The organism is Streptomyces sp. NBC_00727, assembly GCF_045161745.1.
In the GTDB taxonomy this organism is placed as follows: Bacteria; Actinomycetota; Actinomycetes; order Streptomycetales; family Streptomycetaceae; genus Streptomyces.
In genome coordinates, this window is record NZ_CP108981.1 from 6,654,337 (window position 1) to 6,667,070 (window position 12,734).

Here is a 12,734-nt window from a genome sequence, read left to right on the forward strand (position 1 = left end):
GGGTGCAAAACACCCGGCGAGCAGTGTCGCTGAGGTGGGCGGTCCGGCGGACGTGCGAGCAGTGGGGCATGAAGAGTGATCACAGGCTGTTCCCGCGCAGAACGGTCCTGCGGCTGGCCGCCGGCCTGGGTACCGCCACCGCCGTTAGCCTGGTCGTGGCGGACCCCGTCACCTCGCCGCCCCGCCCGGCGAAGCCCGCGGCGGGGGCGGCCGGATCGCAGGCCGCCGTCCTCCGGACCCGGCCGCTCGCCTATAGGCTGCGGCCCATGACGGGACACACGCCGCCCCGCTACCGCCCGGCGGCGCCGCCGGTCCGCACCCGGCCGTTCGAGCAGCTGACCGACATCGGCCACGCCATGGTGCTGACCTTCGACGACGGCCCCGATCCGCGCTACACCCCGCACATCCTGGACACCCTGCGCGAGCACGACGTACGGGCGATGTTCTTCCTCTGCGGGGAGATGGCGAACGACAACCGCGACCTCGTACGCCGGATCGCCGACGAGGGGCACACCGTGGGCAACCACACGTGGACGCACCCCCTGGTCACCAAGCTCTCCAGGGCCGGGGTCACCGACGAGCTGGGCCGCACCAGCGAGGCCATCGAGAAGATCACCGGCGCGGCGCCGCTCTGGTACCGGGCGCCCTACGGGGCGTGGAACCGCAACTCCTTCGAGATCGGTGCCGCCATGGGCATGGAACCGATGGCCTGGACCGTGGACACCCTCGACTGGACCGTGCCCGGCACCGACAGCATCGTCCGCCGGGTCAGGCAGGGGGCGGGCCCCGGAGTGGTGGTGCTCTCGCACGACGCGGGCGGCGACCGCTCGCAGAGCGTGGCGGCGCTGCGCCGGTATCTCCCGGAACTGCTGGACGACGGATACCGGCTCACGGTGCCGCGGCGCTGAACCCCGGCGTCAGCGGGTGTCCACCAGGCGGGCGAAGACCACCACGTTGCCGTCGTAGCCGTTGGCCTTGGTGTAGCCGCCGCCGCAGGTGATGACCCTCAGCTCCGGCTGACCGGTGTCGCCGTAGACCCGGGCGCCGGGGAAGTCGTTCTTGGCGAAGACCTCGACGCCGTACACCTCGAAGACCGCCACCCGGTCGTCGCTGCGGTCGACTTCGACGCGGTCGCCCTTCTTCAGCGAGCCCAGTCCGTAGAAGACCGCCGGGCCCGCCTTGTTGTCGACATGGCCGACGATGACGGAGGTGCCGGTCTGGCCCGGGGCGATGCCGTTCTGGTACCAGCCGGCCAGGTTCGGGTCCTCCGGCGGCGGGGTCTCGATCCAGCCGTCCGGGTCCAGGCCCACGTCGATGACCGGGGCGTCGACCTGGATGGAGGGGATGGCCAGGCGGGCGACGGGCGCGTACGGGAGCGGTTTGACGGCCGGGCCCGCCGCCGGGGCCGCGGGGACGTTCTTCAGGTGCCCCACCGAGGCGGCCGCGACCGGCTGCGGCGGGCCGGGGGAGAGGTCGGCGCCGTTGCGCATCAGTGCCAGACCGGTGAGCATCGCCAGGGCGAGCGCGCCCCAGGGCGAGTGTCTGATCCGTTCCGGTCGCCAGTTGTCCCGGCCCATGGTTCTCCCTTCGTCGCGACGAGCAGAACGCTAGGCCCGGTGCGGCCGGGCGGCGATCAGAGAAGGGCGAACGGGTGGCGGCGAGCCACCCGGATGCTTATCGGAGTAGCGGGCGGACAAAACTTCTGACGGTCTGTGACCTGCGCGTCCGTCTTCTCCGGGTGCGCTCGCACGGCGTGTCGGATCACCGGTGTGGAGCAGCGCCGAAATGCGGTGGATCAAGGTTCTGGTGAGGGTTCGTCATGGGAGGCGTTCTCGTCGATCCATCCCGGCGCACAGAGCCCCGGGGCGCTTCCCGGTGGAGGTTCGAACGATGCGTGCTACACGCGCTCTCGTTGTCGCCGCGGCCGCCGTCGCCGCCCTCGGGGTCGGTGCCCCGATGGCGGCCGCCGGCGGAGACGTCGGGAACAACCAGAACAACAACCAGAACAACAACCAGAACAACGGCAACAACCAGAACGACTGGAACGACCAGGGCGGCTGGAACAACGGCAACAACAACGGCAACAACAACGGGAACAGCAACGGGAACGGGAACGGGAACAACAACGGCAACAACAACGGCAACGGGCGCAACAACGGCCCGAACAACGTGACCGTCGACCCGCAGCGCGTGCACCAGGGCGCGGCCATGCAGGTCAGCGCCGAGGGCTGCGGCCGGGGCGGCAGCGTCTCGTCCAACGCCTTCCGCACCACCCGGCTCTCGGCCGGCCGGGTCGGCCACGCCCGGGTCCGCATCCTCAACGACGCGACGCCCGGCACGTACAACCTGACGGTCCGTTGCGACGGCACCGACCGGACGGCCGGCCACCGCTTCACCGTGCTCGACAGCCGGGGCGCCCAGGGCGGGCTCGGCGGCTCGATGGCCGCGAGCCCGGCTGAGATGGGTGTCGGCGCGGGCCTCGTCGCGTCGGCGGCCCTCGGCGGAGGCATGTACGTCATGCGCCGCCGGAGGACGGGTCATGGGGCGGCCTGACCGCAAGGACGCCCCCGCCGGACCGATAACCGAAGTCGCCCCGGGTCCTGTGACAGGACCCGGGGCGACTCTCGTTGCCCATTCGTTCGTACCGGTCAGTGCGAGCGGCTCTCCCTGCGGCGGCGCACGAAGAACACGACACCGGCGCCGGCGGCCACGGCGAGCGCGGTGCCCGCCACGATCTCACCGGAGTTCACGCTGTCGATGCTGCCGCCGAGACCGCCCTGCACCCCGGCCGGCGAGGCCGTGGCGGCGCGGGTGCTCGTCGAGCTCGTGGTGGGCGTGCCCGTGGCCGCGCTGATGGTGAGATTCACCTTGGCCGTGGAGCTGGGCGAGGTGTTGCAGATGAACGTCACCTCGTAGGCGGCGCCCGGCTTGGCGTCCCGGTCGACGGTGGCCTGGCTGCTGCCGTTCACCGGGATGGTGACGGTGTCGAACACCCCCGAGGACGCCGTGGCCGTCGTCGAGCATCCCCGGGCCGCCAGGGTGACCTTGCCCCCGGGCGCGACCACCGACGGCGTCACGGTGTACCCGTTCCCGCCGCCCGACGGACCGCCCGTGGTCGCGGCGTACGCCGTCACGGCCGGGGCGGTCAGGGCGAGTGCTGCGGCGCCGAGCAGAGCGACGGGGGCGACACGTATTGCGCGCATGGTGAATCCTCCGGGTCCCCGAGGAGCAGCTGCGGAACGGATTTCCACAAAGCGTCATAAATGCACCTCGAATGCGGCCCACGCTAGAAGTGGTGCATTCCGGCCGCGATCGGGGTCCGTCGAATGGGGCACCGCTGTCCCCCGGGCGGCGCACCGGTCCTCGGCTATCCGTCCGCCGCCCCCGGGAAGAGGTCGAGGAAGGGGGCGGCGGTGGCCGAGAAGCCCCGTCCGAACGGTGAGTCGAAGTCCCAGATCAGGAAGAGGAGGAAGGCGATCAGCACACTGAAGAGACCCGCCAGCAGGAGTTCCCGGAACGTCCGGCGGATCTGCAGGGTGAAGATCAGCCCCACGGTCACCAGGGCGCCGATGATCAGCCCGAACCACACCACCCCGGGCATGGTCGCGCCGGCGCTCTGCCCCCGGGAACTGCGGGCGTCGTCGGCGGCGGCCACCTGGTCGACCAGTGGCTGGTACGCCTCACCCTCGTGGTCCGTCTTCGGCCGGTAGTCCGTGACGTCGGCCCGTACCTTGTCCAGCAGCTCGGCCCCGCGGTCGCTGAGCGTCCCGTGCTCGGTCATGGTCCGCCACTCGTCGTGCACCACGTAGCTCACATACGCGTCGACGTCGGCCCGGATGCGGGTGCGTGCCTCCTGCGGGTAGACGGAGGAGCGCGCGCTCACCTCGTGCAGAGCCTGGGCCTCCTGGCGTACGTACTCCTGCGCGGCGCTCCGGCCCTCCCAGACACCCGCGATGGCGAGGCCCAGCACGATGGCGTAGATCACGCCGATCATCATCGTCATGTACTCGATGACATCGGGGGTTTCGGACGGGTCGTCGTCCTCGGGGAGTCTGCGGTTGCTGAGGACGGCGATGGTCAGGACGACGGCCGTGGCCGCGACCATGGCGAGAGTGAGAACGAGCCATTCCGACATGAGCGTCTCCGGGGTTCATCGGGAACGGGGCCGCAGCACGGCGACGGCGAACACCGCGGGGGCGGTGATCACCAAGGTGAGCGAGACCAACGAGGTGTGGCGCTCCGGTGTCTTGCGCACCGGTCTGCGGTAGGCGGGGAGCGCGATGTGGGTGACGGAAGGCGAAGGGCGTACGGACGGCGAGGGCTTCGGTTTCGGCGTGGGCTTCGGCGCGGGGGCGGGCGGCGGAGGAGGGGGAGGCGGTGGCGGGGGTGCCACCTCGGGCTCGGGCGCCGGAGGGGGCGGTGGCGGCGGTGGTGGTGCCGGTTTCGGGGGAGGCGGCGGTGGAGGCGGGGGCTTCGGTTTCGGTGTGGGCGTCGGAGTGGGCTCCGGCACCGGCCCCGCGAAGCAGCTGTCGTCGCCGCTCACGGCCACGGCCGTCCCGCCGTCGTCATCCCCGATGGACGCGTACGCGCAGCTGTCGGCGATCGCGGGGGTGGGAGCTGTCAGCAGCCAGGTGAGCGCGAGCGCCGCGGTCAGCCGCCAGATGAGTGATCCGTGCACGACGGGGAGCATGTTCCGGGCCGCGCGCAGGCACGCCGGAGTCGCTGGGGATTCGCCTGATGGAGGGGACCTGGAGTGCGGAGGGTTTGGAGAGGCGATGAAAAGGAACAGGCCCCTGCCGGGCCTCTGTCTTCGGAAATGGCCGATTGTCGACCCCCGTGCCGAGAATGGCCTCCGAGCCGGCGTCACCGGACCCGGGGATTCCACACGTGGGAACGGTGTCGGGGGTTAGGGGTGACGGTCCGTCGGAACCTCGGTCGCCGCGCCCCGTTCCCGGCGCATCCGCCCAGCGGGCGCCAAAGGCCAAGGCTCCCGCGGGACATGACGCCGGCCCCCGGGAGCGCCGAGTCCGGCGGTGCGCCAAAGTAGTCCGGGAGTGAACTATTTGATCCCTTCCGTTCGCCGAATGTGACGGGCAGCGACGAGGCGGTTGCACATGCCATGCGAGTGTGACCAATAACGGACGGCTAATTTCCGTTTCTACTCGCCCTCTTGGCGATGGATCAGTAGCCTCTGGTCCACACTGACCATGAACATGGCCGGATCGCCGTGGCGACTTGTTGGAGACATCGATGGAGCGTCCCGCCTGGGCACCGCAAGGCATTGACATTTCGACGCCGAGCGTGTCCCGAATGTATGACTTCTATCTGGGCGGCTCGCACAATTTCGAGGTGGACCGGGAAGCGGCCCGGAAGGCCATGGAGTTCATGCCGGGACTTCCCAAGGTGATGCAGGCGAACCGGGCGTTCATGCGACGGGCGGTGCGATTCGCCCTGAGCGAGGGCGTCACCCAGTTCCTCGACATCGGTTCCGGGATACCCACGTTCGGCAATGTCCACGAGGTCGCCCAGGCCATCGACCCCGGGGCCAAGGTCGCCTATGTCGACCACGACCCGGTCGCGGTAGCGCACAGTCGGGCGGTCCTGGAGGGCAACGACGGCGCGACGATCGCCACCGCCGACCTGCGCAGGCCCCAGGAGATCCGGGACAGCCCCGAGGTCGCCAAGCTCCTCGACTTCGACCGCCCCATGGCGCTGCTGCTCGTCGCCGTACTCCATTTCATCGAGGACTCCGACGACCCGCGGGCCGCCGTCGCCGCGCTCCGCGACATGCTGGCGCCCGGCAGCTTCCTGGTCGTCACCCACGCCGCGTACGAGGGCATTCCGCTGACCCGCGAGGAGGCCGGCGGCGCGGTCGGCGTGTACCAGAACATCCGCAACCCGCTGATCATGCGTACCCGCGAGGAGGTCGCAGGCTTCTTCGACGGCTTCGAGGTCGTCGAGCCGGGCCTCGTCGCGATGCCGGAGTGGCGCCCCGAGAGCACCGCGGCGCCCGAGAACGAGGACCCGTACGCCTTCTCGGGCATCGCGGGAGTGGGACGCAAGGCGTGAGCATTCCCGCCCAGCCGTCCGGAGGCCCGGACGCGGCACCCGACGGCCCCGAGGACCGGCTCCGGAGGTTCGCCACCATCTGGAGCCGCGCCATCTTCCCGTCGACGGCCACCTCCATGACCCGGCCGGAGTTCGAGCAGCACCTGCTCCCGCTGGCCCGCACGCTCAGCGAGACCCTGCACGCCCGCCCGTTCGACCCGGCGGCGGCGGCGTCGGTGGGCGACGCGCTCGTCGCCGCCCACTGCACCGACCCGGACGCGCTGAGCTCCACGCTCGGCGTCGTCGACTCCTACCTGGTGCTCTACTGCGGCAGCAACGGGCCGGTGGCCCTGACCACCGAGGACAGCCGCTCCCGCTGTGCCCGCGTCCAGCACGCGGTGGCGGCCGGCTTCACCCAGGCCCTGCGCGAACGGACGCTGGCCGAGCAGGAGGCCATCGCCCGGTCGGCGCTCGCCGCCCGCTCCCACGCCGAACAGGCCCTGCACGCCACCGAGGCGCGCTTCCGGGCCGTCTTCAAGGACGCGGCGATCGGCATCGGCATCGCCGACCTGGACGGCAATGTGCTGGAGATCAACGACACCCTCACCCGGATGTTCGGCGGCCTGGAGAACCACGTCCTCAGCCACCGCGTCAACGAGTGGGTCCACCCCGAGGACTCCCCGCAGGTCTGGAAGTACTACAACGAGCTGGTACGCGGCGAACGCGAGCATTACCGGGTCGAGAAGCCGTACTACCGCAACGACGGCACCGTCCTGTGGACCAACCTGACGGTGTCGCTGCTGCGCGACTCCGAGGGCCGGCCCGAATACCAGCTGGCGCTGCTGGAGGACACCACCGAGCGCAGGCTCCTCAACCTGCGGCTGCGCTACGAGGCCACCCACGACGCCCTCACCGGCCTGCCCAACCGGACGCTCTTCTTCGAGCGCCTGGAGAAAGCGCTCTCAGCCGGTGACGGCAGCCGCTTCGGCCTCTGCTACCTGGACCTCGACGGCTTCAAGGCGATCAACGACAGCCTCGGCCACGCCGCGGGCGACCGGCTGCTCGTCGAGGTCGCCGACCGCCTCCAGACCTGTGCCACCGCGCCCGGCGAGATGGTCGCCCGGCTCGGCGGCGACGAGTTCGTGGCCCTCACGACGAGCTTCGACTCGCCCGCCGAGGTCGACGAACTCGCCTGCCGCATCCTCGGCGTGCTCGGCACACCCATCCGGCTCGACGGGCGCGAGCTGACCGTCCGCGGTTCCGTCGGCGTCGTCGAGGGCCCCGCCGGGGAACGCAGCGCCGCGGAGGTCCTGCGCAGCGCCGACATCACCATGTACCGCGCCAAGTCGGCGGGCGGCAACCGTTTCGAGCTGGCCGACGCCGAAGCGGACGCCCGGGCCATCACCCGGCACGGGCTGACCACGGCCCTGCCGGCCGCTCTGGAACGCGGCGAGTTCTTCATCGAGTACCAGCCGCTGGTGCACCTGCACGACGGCACGGTGCACGGCGCGGAGGCCCTGGTGCGCTGGTGCCACCCGCAGCACGGGGTGCTGGGGCCCGACCGGTTCATCGCGCTGGCCGAGCACACCGGGCTCATCGTGCCGCTCGGCCGCTGGGTCCTGGAGGAATCGGTCCGGCAGGCCAACTTCTGGCAGGAGCGGCACACCGACGGCGGCCCGCTGCGCATCAACGTCAACCTCTCGCCCGCCCAGCTGCACCACCCGCATCTGGTCGCGGAGACCGTCGACGTCCTGGAGCGCTCCGGGCTCGAAGCGGGCGCCCTGTGCCTGGAGGTCACCGAGTCGGCGCTCATCGGCGCCGACGAGGACCTGCTCAAACCGCTGCGCCAGCTGGCCGAGATGGGCGTCGACATCGCGCTGGACGACTTCGGCACCGGGTACTCCAACCTCGCGAACCTGCGGCGGCTGCCGGTGAGCGTGCTGAAGCTGGACCGGTCCTTCACCCAGGGGATGCAGCACCATCCGGCGGACCCGGTCGACCTCAAGATCGTCGAGGGGATCGTCTCGCTCGCGCACAGCCTGGACCTGGCGGTCACCGTGGAGGGCGTGGAGACGGGCGCCCAGGCCGAGCAGCTGCGGCAGCTGGGCTGCGACACGGCCCAGGGCTGGTACTACGCCCGCCCGGGCGCGCCGGACCGCATCCACTCGCTGCTGCTGGCCGACGCGGTGTGAGCCGGGCGGGCGGACACCCTTTTTACGAGGAAGCCGTGTCCGCCCGCCCTGCTGGGGCCTGTCTGACCGTTCCCGCGGCCGCCCTGCGGGCGACGACGGGAACGGTCAGACAGGCCCCAGCAGGACCCGCTGGAGCTCGCGGGCCGCACGCGGCGGGGCCACGTCGCTGCGGTGGGCCAGCGCGATGGTGCGGCGGAGCCCCGGGCGGGCCAGCGGCGTCGTGCGCAGGTCCGCCCCGGCCCGGGTGGCGACCATGTGCGGGACGACCGCGATGCCCAGGCCCGCGCGGACGAAGCCGAGCACCGCGTCCATCTCGCCGCCCTCCACCGTGAACGACGGCTCGAAGCCCTCGGCCCGGCAGGCGGCCACCGTCAGCTCCCGCAGGTCGTAGCCGTGCCGGAACATCACCAGTGGCTGGCCCTCCAGGTCGGCGATCCGGACCCGCCCGCCCCGGCCCGGCCGGGGGCGCTGCGCCGACGAGACGACCACCAGGTCCTCCTGGAGCAGCTCGACCGTGGTCAGCGCAGGGGAGGCGGCCGGCAGCGGCAGCACCACCAGGGCCAGATCGAGCGCCCCGCGCGCCAGCTCCCGTACCAGATCGTGCGAACCGCCCTCCTCCAGCAGCAGTTGGATACCCGGGTGCAGGTCGTGGAAGGCGCGCAGCACCTCGGGCAGCAGCCCCGTGCACACGCTGGGTGTCGCCCCCAGCCTCACCCGGCCCCGGCGCAGCTGGGCGAGCTCCTGCACCTCGTGGCGTGCCGTGTCGGCGTCGGCCAGGATGCGCCGGGCCAGCGGGAGCAGCGCCTCGCCCGCGTCCGTCAGCGTGATGTTGCCGCGCGCCCGGCTGAACAGCTCGGCGCCCAGCTCGTTCTCCAGGGCCCGGATCTGCTGGGAGAGCGAGGGCTGCGAGACGTGCACCTCCTCGGCGGCGCGGGTGAAGTGCCGGGCCTCGGCGACGGCCACGAAATAGGTGAGCTGCTGGAACTGCATCACCCCACGCTACCCCGCTTCATAGGAGATGCCTATGGAGATCAGCTGTTCCATGACTTGGACTGATCAGGCCCTCCGGCCCTAGCGTCGTGTCCATGGCATTGGCAACCCGGACGGACCGACGGCCGTCCATGACGCGTGCGCTCTGGGGCTCGACCGTCGGCAAGAAGGCGATCATGGCCGTCAGCGGTCTGGTCATGCTCCTCTACCTGGTCGTCCACATGATCGGAAACCTGAAGATCTTCTTCGGGTCCGACGAGTTCAACGGCTACGCGCACTGGCTGCGCGTGATGGGCGAGCCGTTCCTGCACCACGAGTGGGCGCTGTGGATCGTGCGCGTGGTGCTCGTCGCCGCCGTCGTGCTGCACGCGGTCTCCGCGTACCAGCTCAGCAGGCGCGACCTGCGGGCCCGGCCCGGCAAGTACGTGCACGAGCGAGCGCGAGCGAGCTACGCCACCCGCACCATGCGCTACGGCGGGACCATCCTCGGGCTGTTCATCGTCTGGCACATCCTGGACCTGACGACCGGCACCGTGCACTCCGGCGGATTCCAGTCCGGCCACCCGTACCAGAACGTCATCGACACCTTCTCGACCTGGTACGGCAACGTCATCTACATCGTCGCCATGCTCGCCCTGGGGCTCCACGTCCAGCACGGGTTCTGGAGCGCCGCGCAGACCCTGGGCGCCGGGCGCGCGAGCCGCGACCGCTTCCTGAAGACCCTCGCCAATGTCCTCGCGCTGGTGCTGACGGTGGGCTTCATCTCCGTACCCGTCGCCGTCATGACCGGAGTGGTGAGCTGACATGAACGACTACACGCACTACACGACCGGTGAACCTCTCGCCGACACCAAGGCCCCCGCGGGCCCCGTCGCGGAACGCTGGGACACCCGCCGCTTCGAGGCCAAGCTGGTCAACCCCGCCAACCGGCGCAAGCACACCGTCATCGTCGTCGGCACCGGCCTGGCCGGCGGCTCAGCCGGCGCCACCCTGGCCGAACAGGGCTACCACGTCGTCCAGTTCTGCTTCCAGGACTCGCCCCGCCGGGCACACTCCGTCGCCGCACAGGGCGGCATCAACGCGGCCAAGAACTACCGCAACGACGGCGACTCGGTGCACCGCCTCTTCTACGACACCGTCAAGGGCGGCGACTTCCGCGCCCGCGAGTCCAACGTGCACCGCCTCGCCCAGATCTCCGTCGAGATCATCGACCAGTGCGTGGCGCAGGGCGTCCCCTTCGCCCGCGAGTACGGCGGACTCCTCGACAACCGCTCCTTCGGCGGCGTCCAGGTCTCCCGCACCTTCTACGCTCGCGGCCAGACCGGACAGCAGCTGCTCCTCGGCGCCTACCAGGCGCTGTCCCGGCAGATCGCCGCGGGCAACGTCGAACTGCACCCCCGTACCGAGATGCTCGACCTGATCGTCGTCGACGGCCGGGCGCGCGGCATCGTCGCCCGCGACCTCGTCACCGGGAAGATCGACACCTACTTCGCCGACGCCGTGGTCCTCGCCAGCGGTGGTTACGGGAACGTCTTCTACCTGTCGACCAACGCGATGAACTCCAACGCCACCGCCGTCTGGCGGGCCCACCGCCGCGGTGCCCACTTCGCGAACCCCTGCTTCACCCAGATCCACCCCACCTGCATCCCGCGCACCGGCGACCACCAGTCCAAGCTGACGCTGATGAGCGAGTCGCTGCGCAACGACGGGCGCATCTGGGTACCGAAGGCCAAGGGCGACACCCGCCCTGCCAACGAGATCCCCGAGGACGAGCGCGACTACTACCTGGAGCGCCAGTACCCCTCCTTCGGCAACCTCGTGCCCCGCGACATCGCCTCGCGCGCCGCGAAGAACGTCTGCGACGAGGGGCGCGGCGTCGGACCCGGCGGCCAGGGCGTCTACCTGGACTTCGCCGAGGCCATCGGACGGATGGGCCGGGCGAAGGTCGAGGAGAAGTACGGCAACCTCTTCGACATGTACGCCCGGATCACCGCCGAGGACCCGTACGCGACCCCGATGCGGATCTACCCGGCCGTGCACTACACGATGGGCGGGCTCTGGGTCGACTACGACCTCCAGACCACCGTGCCGGGCCTCTTCGCGATCGGTGAGGCCAACTTCTCCGACCACGGCGCCAACCGGCTCGGCGCGTCCGCGCTGATGCAGGGCCTCGCCGACGGCTACTTCGTCCTGCCCTCCACCATCAACGACTACCTCGCCCGCAACCCCCACCACGACGAGGTCGACGCCTCGCACCCCGCCGTGGAGGAGGCCGTCGCCGAGACCGAGGACCGGCTCAACCTGCTGCTGGCCGTCGACGGCGACCGCACCCCCGACTCCTTCCACCGCGAGATCGGTGAACTCATGTGGGAGTACTGCGGGATGGCCCGCAACGAGGAGGGGCTGCGCACCGCGCTCGCCCGGATCCCGCTGATCCGCGAGGAGTTCTGGCGCCGGATCAAGGTCCCCGGCACCGGCGACGAGCTCAACCAGTCGCTGGAGAAGGCCAACCGCGTCGTCGACTACCTGGAGCTCGCCGAGCTCATGTGCCTCGACGCCCTGCACCGCGCCGAGTCCTGCGGCGGCCACTTCCGCGAGGAGTCCCAGACCCCGGACGGCGAGGCCGCCCGCCGCGACGAGGAGTTCTCCTACGGCGCCGCCTGGGAGTTCACCGGCACCGGCGAGGCCCCCGTCCTGCACAAGGAAGACCTCGTCTTCGAGTACGTCCACCCCACCCAGCGGAGCTACGCATGAAGCTCACCCTGCGCGTCTGGCGCCAGAAGAACACCGACGCCCCCGGCGCCATGTCCACGTACGAGGTGGACGGCATCTCGCAGGACATGTCGTTCCTGGAGATGCTCGACACCCTCAACGAGGAGCTGATCCTCGCCGGCGACGACCCCGTCGCCTTCGACCACGACTGCCGCGAGGGCATCTGCGGCGCGTGCAGCCTCGTCATCAACGGCGACGCGCACGGCCCCGAGCGGACCACCACCTGCCAGCTCCATATGCGCGCCTTCCACGACGGCGACACCATCGACATCGAACCCTGGCGCGCCTCGGCCTTCCCGGTCGTCAAGGACCTGGTCGTGGACCGCTCGGCCTTCGACCGGATCATCCAGGCCGGCGGCTACATCTCCGCCCCGACCGGTACGGCTCCGGACGCGCACGCCACGCCCGTGCCCAAGCCGGACGCCGACTTCGCCTTCGAGCACGCCGAGTGCATCGGCTGCGGTGCCTGCGTCGCGGCCTGCCCGAACGGCTCGGCGATGCTCTTCACCTCTGCCAAGGTCAACCACCTGAACGTGCTGCCGCAGGGCGCCCCCGAGCGGGAGACCCGGGTGCTCGACATGGTGGAGCAGATGGACAGCGAGGGCTTCGGCGGCTGCACGCTCACCGGCGAGTGCGCCACCGCGTGCCCCAAGGGCATCCCGCTGCCGTCGATCTCGGCCATGAACAAGGAGTGGCTGCGGGCCACCCGCAAGGCGCGCCGCTGAGCCGCCG

General features: G+C 70.8%; 11 protein-coding genes. 7 read left to right on the plus strand and 4 right to left on the minus strand.

All coding sequences use genetic code 11. The annotated features are described in order from the left end of the window. Positions 1-68: 68 nt before the first annotated feature. On the plus strand, positions 69-908 hold the full coding sequence (locus OG242_RS30045) for a polysaccharide deacetylase family protein (RefSeq protein ID WP_405901146.1): 840 nt from the start codon (positions 69-71) through the stop codon (positions 906-908). Positions 909-917: 9 nt separating this feature from the next. Here the strand turns inward: OG242_RS30045 and OG242_RS30050 are convergent, their stop codons facing one another. Continuing rightward, complete coding sequence (locus OG242_RS30050) at positions 918-1,577, minus strand: class F sortase (protein ID WP_405901147.1); 660 nt, start codon at positions 1,575-1,577, stop codon at positions 918-920. A 313-nt stretch (positions 1,578-1,890) separates the two neighbouring features. Here OG242_RS30050 and OG242_RS30055 point away from each other — a divergent pair, with 313 nt between their 5' ends. Beyond that, positions 1,891-2,553, plus strand: a complete 663-nt coding sequence (locus tag OG242_RS30055) for a hypothetical protein (RefSeq protein WP_405901148.1) — start codon at positions 1,891-1,893, stop codon at positions 2,551-2,553. Between the two features lie 95 nt (positions 2,554-2,648). On the opposite strand, the gene OG242_RS30060 is transcribed toward OG242_RS30055, so the two are convergent. Next, positions 2,649-3,203, minus strand: coding sequence for a hypothetical protein (locus OG242_RS30060; protein WP_405901149.1), 555 nt, complete (start codon positions 3,201-3,203; stop codon positions 2,649-2,651). Positions 3,204-3,367: 164 nt separating this feature from the next. Continuing rightward, the gene (locus OG242_RS30065) at positions 3,368-4,135 is read right to left on the minus strand and encodes a hypothetical protein (RefSeq protein WP_405901150.1); all 768 of its coding nucleotides are present in this window, start codon (positions 4,133-4,135) and stop codon (positions 3,368-3,370) included. Between the two features lie 1,115 nt (positions 4,136-5,250). Here OG242_RS30065 and OG242_RS30070 point away from each other — a divergent pair. Both OG242_RS30070 and OG242_RS30075 read left to right on the plus strand, forming a co-directional pair. Beyond that, positions 5,251-6,069 carry an SAM-dependent methyltransferase gene (locus tag OG242_RS30070; protein WP_405901151.1) on the plus strand — a complete coding sequence of 273 codons (819 nt, stop codon included), beginning with the start codon at positions 5,251-5,253 and terminating at the stop codon, positions 6,067-6,069. Further along, positions 6,066-8,240, plus strand: coding sequence for a putative bifunctional diguanylate cyclase/phosphodiesterase (locus OG242_RS30075; RefSeq protein ID WP_405901152.1), 2,175 nt, complete (start codon positions 6,066-6,068; stop codon positions 8,238-8,240). Before OG242_RS30070 ends, OG242_RS30075 begins: the two co-directional genes overlap by 4 nt. 105 nt (positions 8,241-8,345) lie before the next feature. Here the strand turns inward: OG242_RS30075 and OG242_RS30080 are convergent, their stop codons facing one another. Beyond that, positions 8,346-9,230: a LysR family transcriptional regulator gene (locus OG242_RS30080; protein ID WP_405901153.1), complete on the minus strand. Its 885-nt coding sequence runs from the start codon at positions 9,228-9,230 to the stop codon at positions 8,346-8,348. 95 nt (positions 9,231-9,325) lie between these two features. Here OG242_RS30080 and OG242_RS30085 point away from each other — a divergent pair, with 95 nt between their 5' ends. The 3 genes from OG242_RS30085 to OG242_RS30095 are packed head-to-tail and all read left to right on the plus strand — an operon-like array spanning position 9,326 to position 12,727. Further along, entirely contained in the window at positions 9,326-10,033 is a 708-nt protein-coding gene (locus OG242_RS30085) for a succinate dehydrogenase (RefSeq protein WP_405901154.1), read from the plus strand. 1 nt (position 10,034) lies between these two features. Beyond that, positions 10,035-11,984 (plus strand): fumarate reductase/succinate dehydrogenase flavoprotein subunit, encoded by a 1,950-nt coding sequence (locus OG242_RS30090; protein WP_405901155.1) that lies wholly within the window; start codon positions 10,035-10,037, stop codon positions 11,982-11,984. After that, entirely contained in the window at positions 11,981-12,727 is a 747-nt protein-coding gene (locus OG242_RS30095) for a succinate dehydrogenase/fumarate reductase iron-sulfur subunit (RefSeq protein ID WP_405901156.1), read from the plus strand. The genes OG242_RS30090 and OG242_RS30095 overlap by 4 nt, the downstream gene beginning before the upstream one ends. The last annotated feature ends 7 nt before the right edge of the window (positions 12,728-12,734 follow it).